Source organism: Paenibacillus sp. FSL H8-0317 (assembly GCF_045040685.1).
In the GTDB taxonomy this organism is placed as follows: Bacteria; Bacillota; Bacilli; order Paenibacillales; family Paenibacillaceae; genus Paenibacillus.
Map to the genome: position 1 here is coordinate 6594911 of NZ_CP150294.1, position 16814 is coordinate 6611724.

Genomic DNA, 16814 nt, shown 5'->3' on the forward strand with positions numbered 1-16814 from the left:
TTTGCTTTATCCGTGTTCATCTTTCCTACTTCAATGCAAGCATCTTGGATGCCTGTCCGAATGAGATGCCGGTATAGTAATGTTTGAGAATCTGGGTGGCGGTGTGTCCCTCCTGCGCCATGCCGTTTGCTCCCCATTGACTCATGCCAACCCCATGCCCATACCCGAACGTTGTAATTTGGACCTCGTCACCTGTGGTCTTCCAACTGAACTGGCTGGATCTTAATCCAAGCAGTTTACGCACCTCTGGTCCGCTGAATCTTTCACCTGCGATCTGCATTTCCTTAATCCGATGTCCTTTGGTTGTAGACAACACTTCCATCCACGAACCACTCTTCTGGGCGGTAACCGGAATGGCATCCAGGTTTAACTTCTGTAGAATCTCATTACGCTTCAAGGTAACGGTCTGCTTGAATCCTGGTGCCAAATTTTTGTCCCACGGACTGTCTACACTTTTCAGATACGGCACAGCGTTCCCCCATACATCCTCGGCATTCTCGGTATACCCATTACTTGTGGAAAAAAAAGATGCGGTGATTGCTTGGCCCTGATATGTCATCACCGTATCTCGACTTTCGCGTACAGCCTGTTGCAGCTTCTCCCATTCCTTCGCCTTCCCTAGACGCGTCCAATCCGCTTTCACCTGATCTGGCGGAATAAACACCTGATGGCTGACCGTATCCGTCACATCCGCAGTACCCGATGGAACACCACTTGTATCACTCGCTGCGAGCCTACGCACGATAAATGTACGAGCAGCTATTGCCTGTGCCTTTAACGCCTCCAGTCTGAATTCCGCCGGCATCTCAGCTGCCACAACCCCGGTAACATAGTCTTCCAATGGCAGATTCATCGTTGTGCCCGTTGCGGACAGGTATACGCGTACTTTAGGTTCAGGGTAGGTAACTGGAACGGCTGGCGCAGGAGCTGGGGTTCTTACACTGCTTGAATCTGTTGGAGCAGGGATCGGCTTTGGTGATTCGCTTGACCGCGGCCATACCAGAATTACCGGAATTAGCAACGCCATTGCCAATAAGGCAGATACAGCGGCAGCGGGTTGCCATCGCTTCGTATTGCGTCCCCATCGGGGTTTTCGTCCAAATGTCCGCATTCGGCGACGCTTCACTCGGCGGAATTGGTCCAGCTCAATAACAGGTATATGAATGTGCTCGGTTGTCTGTCGGTTTAGCTCATCTGTCGACACCCGTCCTGGATTGGATAATCTTGCAGGGTTTGATGGAACAGTCCTCAGATTCAATGGGGCAGGCTTGTCTTTTTCCACTCCAGAAACGGTATTACCCTCCGGCTCTTGCATACCTGGACGAGGGACAAGGGGTACCTTTACCTGTACACGAGCTTCTTTCATTCGAATATAACCCTCCGTTATCTATGGCCGGTCATGTGCCGGTCGTGTTGTTCAAATCCATAGTTTAGGTTATGAGCTGGTTTGATCTGATAGAACCTGATTTAAGAGAAACGAGGCCCTTTTTGTTCTGTTCAATCTCCTGTTTTCTTTTGCTATGTACATCTTAGAAACGTTGATCTGTCGCTGAATACTGGTGTTTAGCTGGACCCGACACCCTATATAAAGTACGCTCTTTCATTTGGTTCAGAATCGATACAGAATACGATGTTATGCTATACAAGTTAGGACCAGCTATTAATAGAATCAGGTATCAAATATCTCGTTGTTTTCTTGAAAGTAAACACAAAAAAAGCCAAGCCAGATGGCTTAGCTTTATCATTTTTTACAATATACGTTCCTTCGCATTCATAATCCACACAACGGTGTGACTCATAATAGGGGGACCATATTTTTTTCTATTCAATCCAGTGTTAAGCCAAAGTTGGTTGTACCTTAAACATCGGTACTTCTTTCTCCACTTTTTCACTAGGTGCTTTGGTTGCTTCCAGCTTAGGCTCATCAACCGAGATCCGATAGATGTCAGCGCCAAGTCCATTAAGCTTCTCAGCGAGATGTACATAGCCACGGTCGATGTGATGAACACCGCCCACTTCCGTTGTACCTTCAGCAACGAGACCTGCAATAATGAGTGCGGCACCCGCACGCAAATCGGTAGCCGTTACTTTGGCACCCTTCAGTTTGGCATTACCTGTGATGATGGACGAACGTCCTTCAACTTTGATCTCCGCATTCATCAATTGGAACTCATCCACATGCATGAATCGGTTTTCAAAAACAGTCTCTGTCACGACACTTGTTCCTTCAGATGCGAGCAAGAGTGCCATCATCTGGGATTGCATATCTGTCGGGAATCCTGGGTATGGTAATGTTTTCACATCCACAGCCTTAAGAGGACGATCTGCGATTACACGCACGCCATTCTCATCCGGTTGGATTGTAACACCCATCTCTTCAAGCTTCGCGATAACGGAGCCTAAATGATCAGAGATTGCACCTTCAATGTACACGTCACCACCAGAAATTGCAGCAGCAGCCATATACGTACCAGCTTCTACCCGATCCGGAATAACGGTGTGTGTAACGCCTTTAAGTTTCTCCACACCTTCAATGCGGATGACTCCAGTACCAGCACCACGTACGATGGCACCCATTCCATTCAGGAAGTTGGCAAGATCCACAATCTCAGGTTCTTTCGCCGCGTTCTCCAGAACAGTTACACCTTCGGCCAATGTTGCAGCCATCATAATATTTTGAGTGGCACCTACGGAAGCCACATCCAGATAAATTTTCGCGCCACGCAACCTTCCTTGGCTACGAGCTTCGATATAACCTTGGCCCAAGCTGATCTCTGCGCCCATGGCTTCAAAACCTTTCAAATGCTGATCAATAGGCCGTGTACCGATGGCACATCCACCAGGAAGTGAGATTCTTGTATGACCCATACGAGTCAACAAAGGCCCCATGACCAGGAAAGACGCCCGCATTTTACTTACCCATTCATACGGGGCTTCACAGGAAGTAAGTTTCTCCGCATTTACGGTAATCACTTCGTCCCGGTATGTAACTCCCGCTCCCAGCGATTCCAACACCTTGTTAATCGTCATCACATCGTCTAGAGGAGGCGCGTCAATAATAACGCTTTGTCCTTCTTCCCCTAAGAGAGAGGCAGCGATGATCGGAAGAACAGAATTTTTAGCGCCGCTAACTTTGACACTTCCGGTCAACCTTTTGCCACCGCGGACGATAAATTTGCTCATCATGGTTCCCTCCGCGCTTTTATTCCCTTTTCTTCATTCCGGAATACGTAAGCCCCACTATGCTAGAAAGGACTGTTGCTGTGTGTGGAATTTCGACATATTCTGGCATATTGCCACAGATGTCTGTTCAGAAAAGAATTGGTTTTTATAATCCATATCAATGATACCATGTGCCGTGCATCTTACTATTCAGCATGTAAAATAAGTGTCTTACAAGCCAGCAGAGCATCAGAACAGACAGAGTGGGATGGTTATTAGCCGGCATGAACCGGATATCCCGTTTATAACTACAAAATAAGTGAACAATTGTGAATTCCCTAACTTCCATCATAACATTGTTGAATTGTACGATACAAGCATTTTTACATAAAACATCTCAAATTCAACCAATTTTACGTCACATTTTTTTCTTAATTTCTTTACCGACAACTCATACTCTAATTGTTAACACAATTAATCGATGTTATTCGACAATGAGCAGCTTGAAGAACCTAACAGATGATTAACCAACCATCTCAACATTAAAACAAATTACGCAACATTTGAGTCCAGGACAAGTAGTCAATGACAAAGCCAGCAACGGCATGCCCCAAAATGATGGCGAGCAACAAATGCAACAGTCTTCCCTGAGCACCTCGTGGCTGCCTGATGATTAAATCCAGTTTGAGATTTGTCAAAGCCCACCAAGACAACGCAATACATAACAGGGAGACGATGATTGAGACCAAGCCATTGGTGCTTAACGCCTGGTTCACCTGATTCGTCAGATCAGTATCCATATATTCTTTACCTCCACATTTGTTGCAGCGATCAGCATATCATATGCCCGGCACCCATAACTTGTTAGTATACTGGAATGTCTTGAGCACAACATACTGAGCGTACTGTCAGATTTACTCCTGCCAGGCAGGAATCTCCTGATGCCCAATCACCGAGCAGCAACAATGCGGCTGTGCATGACTACGGAATCTACTACGCAGCTTCCTGCTTCTGCTGACTCTATGGAATATAGGCTCTTTCATCATACATTGTCAATTACATTGATTTCCACTTCTAAAATATTTTAATTTTAAAATGCCGGGATTTTGTGACTAAAACGACATAAAAGAGCGCTATTTCGATATCGATTCTGTCATTTCCTCGGAAATAATTTAAATTCATTCATGAAAAAAATGGTTCTCTTAGTGGTAAATGCGCCCACTACTTTAGTCCTACATCCTATTCAAATCCTCATAATCGGTGAATATTTTGCTTAAAATACTTCTGTTTACTGAAGGAATAGGATGGATTTGTGGTCAGCCATTTTGATATATTCGATAGAACAATTCTATCAAACAAACTCAAAAAAGCCCGGCAGACTAAGCCGCCAGGCTTCCAAGAATCGTTTATTTGCCGAATACATTAATCCGGTTAACCGCTTTTTGCAGCGCAATCTCTGCACGACGGTGATCAAAGTGGTCCTGATTGCTTTGGCTTGCAAGCCGACGTTCAGCCCGCTCTTTCGCCGCACGCGCACGATCCACATCAATGCTTTCCGGGAATTCAGCACTCTCTGCGAGTACAACAACCTTATCGCTACGAACTTCGATAAACCCGCCACCGATAGCAACTCGTTTATTTTCTTTTCCGTTATGGATATAGATTGGTGCAATCTGCAAAGGTGTAACCATAGGAATATGACCTGGCATAATGCCAAGTTCCCCTTCAATACCACGAGCCGTAATGCTATTCACCTGTTCTGAATAGACCAAACGCTCGGGTGTTACAATTTCCAACAAAAAGGTGCTCAATTCCATCCCTCCTGAAATATCCGAAGGATAGCCCGCTTCATAAGAAGGACAATCCTGGATTCAGACTAAACCAGTGTTTTGGCTTTCTCCACTGCCTCTTCAATTGTACCAACAAAGAGGAAAGCTGCTTCCGGAAGATCATCATACTTACCTTCGAGAATCTCTTTAAAGCTGCGCACCGTTTCTTTAACTGGAACGTATTTACCCGGAATACCGTTAAATGCTTCAGCAACGTGGAAAGGCTGGGACAAGAAACGTTGGATTTTACGAGCACGGTATACAAGCGCTCTGTCTTCTTCACTCAACTCGTCCATACCCAGGATTGCAATGATATCTTGCAATTCATTGTAACGTGCCAAGATACGTTTAACGCCTTGAGCGACGCTGTAGTGTTCTTCGCCTACAACTTCAGGGGACAAGATCCGGGAGCTGGAAGCCAGTGGATCTACCGCAGGGTAGATACCCATCTCGGAAATTTTACGCTCCAGGTTCGTCGTTGCATCCAAGTGGGCAAACGTCGTTGCAGGAGCCGGGTCAGTGTAGTCATCCGCAGGCACGTAGATGGCCTGGATGGATGTTACAGAACCTTTTTTCGTTGATGTGATACGTTCTTGCAGTTGACCCATTTCTGTTGCCAGTGTAGGTTGGTAACCTACCGCGGAAGGCATACGTCCAAGCAAGGCAGATACTTCTGAACCCGCTTGGGTGAAACGGAAGATATTATCGATAAAGAGCAACACGTCACGGCCTTCTTCATCACGGAAGTATTCCGCCATCGTCAGACCTGTGAGGGCTACACGAAGACGTGCGCCTGGAGGCTCGTTCATTTGTCCGAAGACCATTGCTGTTTTGTTGATAACGCCGGAATCACTCATCTCGTGATACAAGTCATTACCTTCACGTGTACGCTCACCAACACCCGCAAATACGGAGATACCGCCGTGTTCTTGTGCGATGTTGTTGATCAATTCCTGAATGGTTACCGTCTTACCTACACCGGCACCACCGAAGAGACCGATTTTACCACCTTTAGCGTAAGGAGCAAGCAAGTCGATAACTTTGATTCCTGTCTCCAGCATCTCTGCTTGGGTAGTCAGTTCATCAAATGCAGGTGCTGAACGGTGAATCGGGTTCTTGTGCTCAGCAGCTACGGCACCGCCAGTATCAATTGCTTCGCCGAGTACGTTAAATACACGACCCAGTGTTGCTTCTCCGACAGGTACAGAGATTGGTGCTCCTGTATCTAAAGCTTCCATACCACGAACAAGTCCATCCGTGGAGGACATCGCAATACAACGTACTCGGTTGTCACCCAGATGTTTCGAAGCTTCGAGTGTAAGGTTTACACTAACGCCGCTCTCACTTACTGTAGTGATCGTAATGGCATTGAGGATTTCCGGCAGACCGCCGCGATCAAACTCGACGTCAACAACCGGACCCATGATGCTCACAACGCGTCCTTTGTTCATCTTAACGTTCCCCTCCTACAAGCCTGCTACTTTTGCAAAAATAATGTACCGTTCGTTTATCTTTGCTCTGCAAGCCTTCATTAATAAAAAAACGGTTAGCCTTGTGCTGCGTTGGCACCTGCCACAATTTCCGTAATCTCCTGCGTAATCGCCGCTTGACGGGCACGGTTGTATGTCAATGACAAGTCGTTAATGAGTTTGGATGCATTTTTGGTTGCATTACCCATTGCCGTCATTTTCGCGCCGAGCTCACTTGCCTTACCGTTCAGAAGTGCACCATAGATCAGCGTTTCCGCGTAACGCGGAAGCAAGACCTCAAGTACAGCTTCAGCAGACGGCTCGTATTCGTAGCTTGCCGTTGGTCCTTCCGCAGCAGTTACCTCAGGTGTTTCCATCGGAAGAAGTTTTTCTACCGTAGGAATCTGGGTCAACGCATTCACAAAGCGGTTATAACAAATGTACAATTCATCAAATTCAGCCAGTTCAAACCCATGAACAGCTTCGTGTGCGATGGATTTGATGTCTGCAAATGAAGGCGAATCCGACAGATCCGTTGTTGTGGATGCCATCGCAATTTCACGACGTCTGAAGTAATCGCGTCCTTTACGTCCAATGACGAACAATTCGTAGTCATCCTGGGAGTTGTGGCGCTCTTTGAGCGTCTGATTAACCTGACGCAAAACGTTCGCATTGTATCCACCTGCAAGACCACGGTCCGATGTAATGATCAGGTAAGCTGTCTTTTTGACCGGACGGCTCTCCAGCATCGGATGCTGTATACCTTGCGTGCTTGATGCAATACTAGCTACAACTTCTTTCAGTTTCTCCGAATAAGGACGGGCTGCTTCCGCTTTTTCCTGCGCTTTACGCAGTTTTGCAGCAGCTACCATCTCCATTGCTTTGGTGATCTGCTTGGTGCTTTGTACGCTTTTAATTTGCCGCTTAATTTCGCGCATGCCTTTTGCCATGATTTCACCACCTCAAAACTTTGACGGAGTCAAAGTTACTTCGTAAGCATCACCACTAGTTTTGACAAAGTCAAAACTACATCGTAAGCATCATCTTTTTTGACAGAGTCAAAGTATTACATGCAGACATGCGGAATCGGTTAGACAACTCCGCACCTGCAATCATTTATTTAGACAGAGACAGCAAAGCTCTTTCTGAACTTCTCAATTGCACCTTTCAGTGCATTTTCGTTGTCTGCAGTCAATTCTTTAGTATCACGGATGGATGCAAGAATCTCCGGATGGCTGCTCTCCATGAACGCGAGGAACTCACGCTCGAAACGAGTAACATCACCTGTTGGAATCTCATCCAGGAATCCTTTAACCGCAGTGTACAAGCTGACAACCTGTTGTTCTACAGGCAGAGGCTGGTTAACACCTTGCTTCAGGATTTCCATCATACGCGCACCACGATTCAGGCGGGCCTGAGTCGCTTTATCCAGATCGGAACCGAACTGGGAGAACGCTTGAAGCTCACGATATTGAGCGAGGTCGAGACGCAGGGAACCTGCAACCTTTTTCATCGCTTTGATCTGAGCAGAACCACCGACACGGGATACGGAAATACCTACGTTGATCGCCGGGCGTTGTCCAGCATTGAACAAGTCAGCTTCCAAGAAGATTTGTCCGTCCGTGATGGAGATTACGTTCGTTGGGATGTATGCAGATACGTCGGAAGCTTGTGTTTCAATAAACGGCAGTGCGGTTAAAGAACCACCACCAAGTTCATCATTCAGCTTCGCAGCGCGCTCCAGCAAACGGGAGTGCAGGTAGAAGACGTCACCCGGATAAGCCTCACGGCCCGGTGGACGACGAAGCAACAAGGAAAGCTCACGATATGCAGAGGCTTGTTTGGTCAAGTCATCATAGATAACCAGAACGTGCTCGCCTTTGTACATGAAGTACTCACCCATCGAACAACCGGAATACGGTGCGATGTACAAGAGTGGTGATGGATCGGAAGCTGCTGCTGTTACAACAATTGTGTACTCCATTGCGCCTTTACGACGAAGAGTTTCCACAACTTGAGCAACCGTAGACTGTTTCTGACCAATAGCCACGTAGATACACTTCATGCCACTGCCCTTTTGGTTCAGGATCGCATCAATTGCGATGGATGTTTTACCTGTTTGACGGTCACCGATGATCAACTCACGTTGTCCGCGACCGATTGGAACCATTGCATCAATGGCTTTGATCCCTGTTTGCATCGGCTCATGAACCGATTTACGATCCATTACGCCTGGTGCTTTACCTTCAACCGGACGGAATTCCGTTGTAGCGATTGGCCCTTTGCCATCTACAGGAATACCGAGCGGGTTCACAACGCGTCCAATCAATGCTTCGCCTACAGGCACTTGCATGATTTGACCAGTACGTTTAACTTGGTCACCTTCACGAATATCGTAGTAAGGTCCCAGGATAACGACACCGACATTGCTTTCTTCGACGTTCATGGCGAGTCCCATAACACCGCTTGGGAATTCAACCAACTCGTTGGACATGACGTTCTCAAGTCCGTAAACACGAGCGATACCATCACCAACCTCGATTACCGTTCCGACTTCGACTACATCGATATCGGTCTTGTATTGTTCGATTTGGCTCTTAATTAATGTACTGATTTCTTCTGGTTTGATACTCAAGTGTCCTCACCCCAATCTACTGTACTCGTCTGTTAAAAGACTGCTCAAGACGTTCGAGCTTGCCAGCCAAGCTGCCGTCATAGATCGTATCGCCAATGGCGACTTTCAATCCGCCCAGCAGAGTCGGATCAACAATGTTCTCGATACGAATCTTTTTATTCACACGGCCACCGAATTCACGGGCTACCGCTTCTTTTTCTTCATCATTCAACGCATAAGTCGAATAGACACGTGCATCAGCGATGCCCAGCGACTCACCTTGGATCTTCCGATAATCATTCAACAAGTCTCCCAGCAATTCAACGCGTCCGCGCTCAATCAACAACAAGACTGTACGAAGGACTGAATCGGATACCTTGCCATCAAGACTTGAGTGAATTACGTTCTGCTTGGCTTCATCAGAAATATTAGGGGATACGATAAATTTCTCGATATCTGCATCTCCGGTCAATGCACTGACTACTGCAACCAGTTCCTGTTCAACCTCAAGCACCTGCTTTTGCTGAAGAGCAACTTCGAACAATGCTTTCGCATAACGCTTGGCAACTATCGTATCGCGGCTCATTGTCGGCCTCCTACCTCATTGAGGTATTGGTTCACAAGCTCTTCTTGTGCAGGACCGTTCTCAACTTCTTTTTTGATCAACTTAGATGCAATCTGAACGGAAGCTGTACCCAGTTCGCTGCGAAGTGCTGCGACTGCTTTGTTCTTCTCGCTCTCGATTTCGCGTACTGCATCGTCTTTCAGACGATTAGCTTCAGCTTTTGCATCAGCCAAAATCGATTCAGCTTGTTTGCCACCTGTTTGTTTGGACTGTTCAATGATGTCGTAAGCATCTTGACGTGCTTGTTCAAGAGCTTGTTTTTGTTCCTCCACATAGGCAATGGCCTGTTCCCGAGTCTGTGCAGCCTCATTCATCTGCGTCATCACGAGTTCACGACGTTTTTCCATAATGGAGAACAAAGGCCCGAAGGCATAACGGCTAAGCAGCCAATATAAAATTGCAAATGCAACAATCGCAAGAAGCGTATTTTCCCATATGAAACTCAATCTGTTCACTCCTTCCTGGAGGTATCCTTGAAACGTCATCCGTTAGAACGGACATTACCTAAAAAGAAGGCGCGGATGGCTATGGCCTTCCCCGCCAAACCTTTAAAATTTAATTAAGCCATACCGTAGAACATGAACGCGAGTACCACACCGATGATCGGCAATACCTCGATCAAACCTACACCGATAAACATTGTTGTTTGAAGAGTGGATTTTGCTTCTGGTTGACGGGCAATACCTTCCACCGTTTTGCTGATTACCATACCGTTACCAATACCTGCGCCAAACGCGCCCAGTCCTGCAACAATTGCTGCTGCGATTAATGCCATTGCTCCCATTTGTATATCCTCCTTAAAATGATAAATCGAATTTTTTATTGTTCAGCCTGGTGAAGAAATCTTCGTAGGGCTTGAAACTTAATGCTCGTCGTGCGTCTCGATGCTCTGTGAAATGTACACCATCATCAAGATAACAAACACAAATGCCTGGATCGCGCCGATAAAGATACTAAAGCCTTGCCACACCATAAGTAGCGGAATCGCTGCAATAGCACCAAACACTTTAAATGTGGTCAGTTTCAGGATCGTTGCGATCAGTACCTCACCTGCGAAGATATTCGCGAATAGACGCATACCGTGTGTCAACAGCTTGGATGCCGTCTCAATCAAGTTGATTGGCAAGAACAAAGCGAATGGCTTCAGGTAATGCTGGAGATATCCTTTTGTGTTGCGGAACAATCCCAGTCCATGAGATACCAGGAACGCTACAAGAGCGAGTCCCATCGTTACAGACAAGTCGGCTGTTGGTGATTTCCACCAGGCCAGTTCAACGTGTGGGTGTGCTTCAGGGTCCTTGGCATGCGCTTTTTCAAACGCCTCCACCGCTGTAACAATCGGCTTACCGAATACTTGCGCATGTTCTGCGCTGTCCACTGCAGTTACCGCTTGGAATGGAAGTCCGAGCATGTTTCCTACAAAAATGAACATAATCATGGAAAGAGCGAGAGAGATAAAATGTTTACCTTTCTTCATATCCATTGTACTGGAAATCAGATTGCGGACGAATTCTACTGCCCACTCCATAAAATTTTGCAGCTTGCCGGGATTTTCAACGGATAATCTCCGTGTTGCCAGTACAGCAAAAATAAAAACAAGTGCACCTGTTACCACCAGCATCAACAGTACCGATAGATCCAGTCGAAATCCGCCAAGCATAATAATTGGAGCTTCATGCATATTTTTCTCACCCCTTTCTCGACTTGAAAGCTGCAGCCCTTAACATCATTCTGCTCTGCGGGAATGGACAATCCCTATAATCAGTAAGGAATATTGTGCAATGACGAGACCGCCTGCAACCGCATATGTATTGAAGTACTGCGGAAAGCGCATCGATATGAATATACCGAGCACAGCGAGTGCCGCTCTTGTCAAAAATCCCAGGTTCACACGCTTCAAGTTACCTTCTGCCGCATCATCAGACATTTTCCTTACTTTGTAGCCCAAGTAAAATGCATTGATCCAGCTAACTCCTGTACCCAGGGCCAGTCCCAAAGCAATTGTCTCCACACGTGGCATAAAGGCCGCTGCGAGAAAACAAATCATAAGAAAGTACATGATGAAAACAGTCATCGATCTGCGGTATCTGGTTAGTTCACTCATCACTTTCCCCCATGAATTTTTTCGCGATAAAGTAGATGCTTACACCGCCTGCCGCAAGAAAAAAGAGAACGCTTACGGCGATCCATATTCCGTTACCCCCGATGGTCTTGTCCAACCAGGAGCCAGCGTAATATCCGGCAACAGCGAGAATGGCAATCTCGATCCCAAAAGCTGTCACGAGCCCCATCGCTTTCCACACATTATCGTCATGGTTACGGGATGAATTTGGTTTGTTCGAATCGGCCATTTTCCACGCCACCCTTGCAATCCCAGTTAATTTTACTGAATGATGAGAGCCTTTGTCAATTGAATGATTTTAGCGTTTTAAAGGGGGAAACGACGGGAATACAGACCCTCAAAGCCCATAAACCCGCGTAAACCGTACAGTTTAACTGTATGCTTGCCCTTTATAAATCCGTCAGAAAAAATGTATTATTTTTTGAATTTTCTGTGAAATGATTCCGGACGCTCACTATTTACACCAAAATGGTGCAAAATCGCATTGACAATTCTTTCCGAAGCATGTCCATCACCGTATGGATTGGCAGCCTGACTCATGCTTGCATACAGGGTTTTGTCTGTAAGCAGAGCTTTGGTCCGTTCATACACAAGTTCCTCTTCGGTACCTACCAATTCCAGCGTTCCGGCTTCAATACCTTCCGGGCGTTCTGTTGTATCGCGCAATACGAGCACAGGCACACCAAACGAAGGCGCTTCTTCCTGCAAACCGCCTGAATCGGTCAAAATCAAGTGAGTGTGCGGGTAAAAGTTATGCAAATCCACCACGTCTAGTGGATCAATTAATTGAATACGGGGATGATTCCCCAAAATCGCGTGAGCCGGCTCCTTCACAGCAGGACTTGGATGCACCGGGTACACGATGGCAATATCTTCGAATTCGTCGGCAATCCGTTTGACGGCCTGGAAAATGTTGCGGTGAGGCTCGCCTTGAGATTCGCGGCGATGAGCTGTCATCAGCACAAGGCGTTTGCCTTGGGCCCAATCAAGTACCGGGTGTGTGTAGTCCTCCCGTACAGTATATTGAAACACATCTGTTACCGTGTTGCCTGTGACGTACGTACTAGACTCCGATTTATTTTCTTTGACAAGATTGGAAGAAGACCAATCCGTAGGCGCAAAGTGTAGATCAGCCAGTACTCCCGTCAGCTGACGGTTCATCTCTTCCGGATATGGAGACAGCTTGTTCCACGTCCGCAGTCCCGCTTCCACATGTCCTACCTGAATCTGTTGCAAGAATGCTGCGTAGCTCGCTACAAAGGTAGTTAATGTATCCCCGTGAACCAGCACAATATCCGGTTTAGCTTCAGCTAACACGGGCTCCAGACCACCAAGCACACGAATTGTAATTTCATTCAATGTCTGACGGTCCTTCATCACATCCAGATCATAATCGGGATGAATGTCGAAAACGTCAAGTACCTGATCCAACATCTGGCGATGCTGCGCAGTTACGCAAACAATAGATTCAATAGACTCAGGGTGTTTTTGCAATTCCAAAATAAGCGGAGCCATCTTGATGGCTTCCGGACGCACCCCGAAGATCGTCATGACTTTAATTTTGTTGGACATTCGAGCAAAGCCCCTTTTCTATAAGTTCATGTTCAAAAAGTCCGGTTTTCAGTACCAAGAATATGGAATGAAGGTAGAAATGGAGTAGCAGAGCGTAGGGAAAACTACGTGAGCAACGGACATTTCGGCTGAATTTCATATTCGATGCCGATGATGCCCTTGGGCATCCTTCGTAATCAAAATTGGACTTTTTGAACAACCTCTTACAAAGCATGCGATATGCTTATTTAGTGCCGTATAGACGGTCTCCTGCATCTCCAAGTCCTGGAACGATATAACCATGATCATCCAGACGGTCGTCCAATGCTGCTACATAGATGTCCACATCGGGATGTGCATCCTGCACAGCTTTTACGCCTTCCGGTGCTGCAACCAGGTTCATCATTTTGATTTGGGTACAGCCACGTTTTTTGAGCACGTCAATAGCTGCAATTGCCGAACCACCCGTTGCCAGCATCGGATCAATTACAATCAATTGACGCTCTGTTACGTCTGTAGGCAGTTTGGTGTAGTATTCTACCGGTTGCAGTGTTTCCGGGTCACGGAACAGACCAACATGTCCAACTTTTGCCGCTGGCAATAATTTCACAACGCCATCCAGCATTCCGAGTCCTGCACGCAGAATCGGCACCAGTCCGAGCATACGTCCAGAGATAACTTTACCTTGTGTTGCAGCTACAGGTGTCTGTACATCAATCGTTTCCAGTTCAACATCTCTTGTAATCTCATAAGCCATCAACGTTGCTACTTCATCCACCAATTCACGAAAATCTTTCGTATTCGTACGCATGTCGCGTATAAACGTCAGTTTGTGTTGAATCAAAGGGTGATCACATATTACTAATTTTCCCATCTAATTTGTCCCTCCGGTAAGTTCTTCATGTTCAGCATTTCCAAATATACCTAGCCACCATTCATGGGCTCGATAAATCCTGTATATTATATCATCACCAACAACGAATTACACCATCAAAGGGCACCCAATCATTACAGATTACCGAATCCTATAAAAAACAGGACCGGAAAATGATCCATCCGGTCCTGTTTTGCTCTTGCTGTTATGTCGTTGTGAAAATGAAAATGATGAATACAATGGCACTCCGCCTACAGAATGATCCTTCGATCGCTGTTATCCCCAGATTTTTTTATTCTCCTTTTAACAAGGGGAAAATCCGGGGATAAAGGCGAACGCTTCGCTTCTGCGGTCTCATTCTGTCTGCTTCGTTTTTTTGTATCCCATTTTAAGAACATCTCAAATACAAACAGCATGAGCAAAGTTTTTTAGTATTTAAGATCTGTATAGAGCGGGAATTGGTCTGTCAGTGCAGTCACTTCTGCACGAGCTTCATCCAGCTTCGCTGTATCTTTTGGATTTTTCAGCGTTTTGGCAATGATCTTACCGATCGCTACCATCGCTTCTTCGTTCATGCCACGGGAAGTTGCAGCAGGTGTACCAATTCGAATACCACTCGTTACAAACGGGCTAGTAGGGTCGAATGGAATGGCATTTTTGTTCACGGTAATACCGATGGAATCAAGCACATGCTCAGCTTCCTTACCTGTGATGTTCACACTGCGTGTGTCAATCAGCATCAAGTGGTTATCTGTACCACCGGATACGATGTTCAATCCTTCAGCGATCAGTGTTTCAGCCAGAACCTGTGCGTTTTTCACAACATTCTCAGCATATGTTTTGAACGAAGGTTGCAAAGCTTCACCGAATGCTACCGCTTTGGAAGCAATCACGTGCATCAGAGGTCCACCTTGGGAACCAGGGAATACGGCTTTATCAATCGCTGCTGCCCATGCTTTGCGGCACAGAATCATACCACCACGAGGTCCACGCAGCGTTTTGTGTGTAGTTGTTGTTACGAAATGCGCATGTGGAACCGGGTTTGGATGCAAACCAGCAGCAACCAGTCCTGCGATGTGAGCCATGTCCACCATGAACAAAGCGCCTACATCATTGGCGATGGAAGCCAGCTTTTCAAAATCAATGGTACGTGGATATGCACTTGCACCTGCAACGATCAGACGAGGGCGGTGTTTGAAAGCCGCTTTGCGTACTTCATCATAATCAATCAGGAATGTATCTTCCTGTACGCCGTATGCTACAAAGTTATACAGCAAACCGGATGCGTTAACCGGGCTACCGTGTGTGAGGTGTCCACCATGGGCAAGGTTCATACCGAGTACAGTATCACCAGGTTTCAACGCTGCAAGATAAACTGCCATGTTCGCTTGTGCACCGGAGTGAGGTTGAACATTCACGTGTTCTGCTCCGAACAATTCTTTTGCACGATCACGCGCGATGTCTTCAACGATGTCCACATGCTCACAACCGCCATAGTAACGTTTGCCTGGATATCCTTCAGCATACTTGTTGGTCAGAACAGATCCCATTGCTTCGATTACTGCTTCACTTACGATGTTCTCGGATGCAATAAGTTCGATGTTGTTCTGTTGACGTTTCAGTTCAAGATTCATCGCTTCCAGTACTGCCGGGTCATTCTTGCGCAATTGTTCCATGATTAAATTCCTCCCAAGTATAGTGAAGTAGGTTGAATATGTTAGTCACATAATGTCGAATCTGGTTGTTCTTCCATACGATACACCGCGCGTTCGCCGCCAATCAACTTCGGACGGGTCAACGCTGTGGTTACACGAGCATCTCCAACATAGCGAAGCGCTGTACGATAGGGTACGGCTACATGCCGGAGATGCATTCCAATCATCGTCTCCCCAATGTCCAGTCCCGCATGGGCCTGCACATGTTCAGCCAGGCATGGATCGGTCAGCGAACGATATGCTGCGGATGCCATTGAACCTCCGGCCTTGGGCACGGGTATAGCACCAACCTCGGTCAATCCAAGACGAGTAAGCACAGAACGTTCCATTACCAGCGCACGGTTCAGATGCTCACAACATTGGAATACCGTGTCAAAACCGAATTCCTCCTGCACCTCGCGTATACCCGCAAGAAGCTGCTGTGCCACTTCAATGGCACCACTCGTACCAATCCGAGCGCCTGCGACTTCACTTGTGCTTGTACCGATCACAACGATCTGTCCAGGTCCAAGCTGTCCGGCAAGCGCCAGTTCATGCAGAATAGACGCGGTCTGTTCCTGCAATCCGGGTTGTTCCGAATCTAACTCTATAGTCATCCTATCATCGCCTCCCGATAAAATCATGCCCGCTGTCTCTTGGTTGTCCTTCGTATTCTTGCACGGCATCTCAGGTACTATTATAGCGAATAATCAGATGAAAGACGAAAAAAAGAGCAGTCTGCGGGTAACGCAGAATTGCTCTTTTGCCCAGGCGACCGGCCGTTTGTTCCGGTGCTCCATCGTGGTTATGCCCACTTCGTCGCCAGTTACACCGGATCCCTGTTTTCCCCTTCATCATAAAACAACCCGCGTCT

Annotated in this window: 17 protein-coding genes and 1 riboswitch; all 17 genes read right to left on the bottom strand. The window is 46.8% G+C overall.

Annotated features, from left to right (window positions below; translation table 11 throughout):
* Positions 1-25: 25 nt before the first annotated feature.
* The 17 genes from spoIID to MHB43_RS29505 all read right to left on the bottom strand — a co-directional run bounded on the left by spoIID (position 26) and on the right by MHB43_RS29505 (position 16557).
* Positions 26-1366: a stage II sporulation protein D gene (gene spoIID / locus MHB43_RS29425; protein ID WP_405130919.1), complete on the bottom strand. Its 1341-nt coding sequence runs from the start codon at positions 1364-1366 to the stop codon at positions 26-28.
* A gap of 470 nt (positions 1367-1836) precedes the next feature.
* Positions 1837-3183, bottom strand: coding sequence for a UDP-N-acetylglucosamine 1-carboxyvinyltransferase (gene murA / locus MHB43_RS29430; protein WP_083656970.1), 1347 nt, complete (start codon positions 3181-3183; stop codon positions 1837-1839).
* 521 nt (positions 3184-3704) lie between these two features.
* Complete coding sequence (locus MHB43_RS29435; RefSeq protein ID WP_017691941.1) at positions 3705-3962, bottom strand: DUF1146 family protein; 258 nt, start codon at positions 3960-3962, stop codon at positions 3705-3707.
* Positions 3963-4568: 606 nt separating this feature from the next.
* On the bottom strand, positions 4569-4973 hold the full coding sequence (locus MHB43_RS29440; protein ID WP_405130920.1) for a F0F1 ATP synthase subunit epsilon: 405 nt from the start codon (positions 4971-4973) through the stop codon (positions 4569-4571).
* A 65-nt stretch (positions 4974-5038) separates the two neighbouring features.
* Positions 5039-6442: a F0F1 ATP synthase subunit beta gene (gene atpD, locus MHB43_RS29445; RefSeq protein ID WP_047840699.1), complete on the bottom strand. Its 1404-nt coding sequence runs from the start codon at positions 6440-6442 to the stop codon at positions 5039-5041.
* 95 nt (positions 6443-6537) lie between these two features.
* On the bottom strand, positions 6538-7410 hold the full coding sequence (gene atpG / locus MHB43_RS29450; protein ID WP_036612560.1) for an ATP synthase F1 subunit gamma: 873 nt from the start codon (positions 7408-7410) through the stop codon (positions 6538-6540).
* A 170-nt stretch (positions 7411-7580) separates the two neighbouring features.
* The gene (gene atpA, locus MHB43_RS29455) at positions 7581-9095 is read right to left on the bottom strand and encodes a F0F1 ATP synthase subunit alpha (protein WP_047840700.1); all 1515 of its coding nucleotides are present in this window, start codon (positions 9093-9095) and stop codon (positions 7581-7583) included.
* A 16-nt stretch (positions 9096-9111) separates the two neighbouring features.
* Positions 9112-9660 carry a F0F1 ATP synthase subunit delta gene (locus tag MHB43_RS29460; protein ID WP_339179906.1) on the bottom strand — a complete coding sequence of 183 codons (549 nt, stop codon included), beginning with the start codon at positions 9658-9660 and terminating at the stop codon, positions 9112-9114.
* Positions 9657-10145 carry a F0F1 ATP synthase subunit B gene (gene atpF / locus MHB43_RS29465; RefSeq protein WP_036612568.1) on the bottom strand — a complete coding sequence of 163 codons (489 nt, stop codon included), beginning with the start codon at positions 10143-10145 and terminating at the stop codon, positions 9657-9659. The genes MHB43_RS29460 and atpF overlap by 4 nt, the downstream gene beginning before the upstream one ends.
* Before the next feature lie 113 nt (positions 10146-10258).
* The gene (atpE, locus tag MHB43_RS29470) at positions 10259-10483 is read right to left on the bottom strand and encodes a F0F1 ATP synthase subunit C (RefSeq protein WP_017691934.1); all 225 of its coding nucleotides are present in this window, start codon (positions 10481-10483) and stop codon (positions 10259-10261) included.
* A gap of 78 nt (positions 10484-10561) precedes the next feature.
* A complete protein-coding gene (gene atpB / locus MHB43_RS29475; protein WP_339179909.1) occupies positions 10562-11380 on the bottom strand; it encodes a F0F1 ATP synthase subunit A in 819 nt (272 codons plus the stop codon).
* A gap of 45 nt (positions 11381-11425) precedes the next feature.
* A complete protein-coding gene (locus MHB43_RS29480) occupies positions 11426-11803 on the bottom strand; it encodes an ATP synthase subunit I (RefSeq protein ID WP_339179912.1) in 378 nt (125 codons plus the stop codon).
* Positions 11796-12050, bottom strand: coding sequence for an AtpZ/AtpI family protein (locus MHB43_RS29485; protein WP_024632723.1), 255 nt, complete (start codon positions 12048-12050; stop codon positions 11796-11798). Before MHB43_RS29485 ends, MHB43_RS29480 begins: the two co-directional genes overlap by 8 nt.
* Before the next feature lie 185 nt (positions 12051-12235).
* On the bottom strand, positions 12236-13393 hold the full coding sequence (wecB, locus tag MHB43_RS29490; RefSeq protein ID WP_339179915.1) for a non-hydrolyzing UDP-N-acetylglucosamine 2-epimerase: 1158 nt from the start codon (positions 13391-13393) through the stop codon (positions 12236-12238).
* A 223-nt stretch (positions 13394-13616) separates the two neighbouring features.
* A complete protein-coding gene (gene upp / locus MHB43_RS29495) occupies positions 13617-14246 on the bottom strand; it encodes a uracil phosphoribosyltransferase (protein ID WP_017691929.1) in 630 nt (209 codons plus the stop codon).
* Between the two features lie 428 nt (positions 14247-14674).
* Positions 14675-15922 (bottom strand): serine hydroxymethyltransferase, encoded by a 1248-nt coding sequence (gene glyA, locus MHB43_RS29500; protein WP_164783303.1) that lies wholly within the window; start codon positions 15920-15922, stop codon positions 14675-14677.
* A 41-nt stretch (positions 15923-15963) separates the two neighbouring features.
* Positions 15964-16557 (bottom strand): TIGR01440 family protein, encoded by a 594-nt coding sequence (locus tag MHB43_RS29505; protein ID WP_074092525.1) that lies wholly within the window; start codon positions 16555-16557, stop codon positions 15964-15966.
* Positions 16558-16698: 141 nt separating this feature from the next.
* Positions 16699-16780: riboswitch (ZMP/ZTP riboswitch) on the bottom strand.
* Positions 16781-16814: the final 34 nt, after the last annotated feature.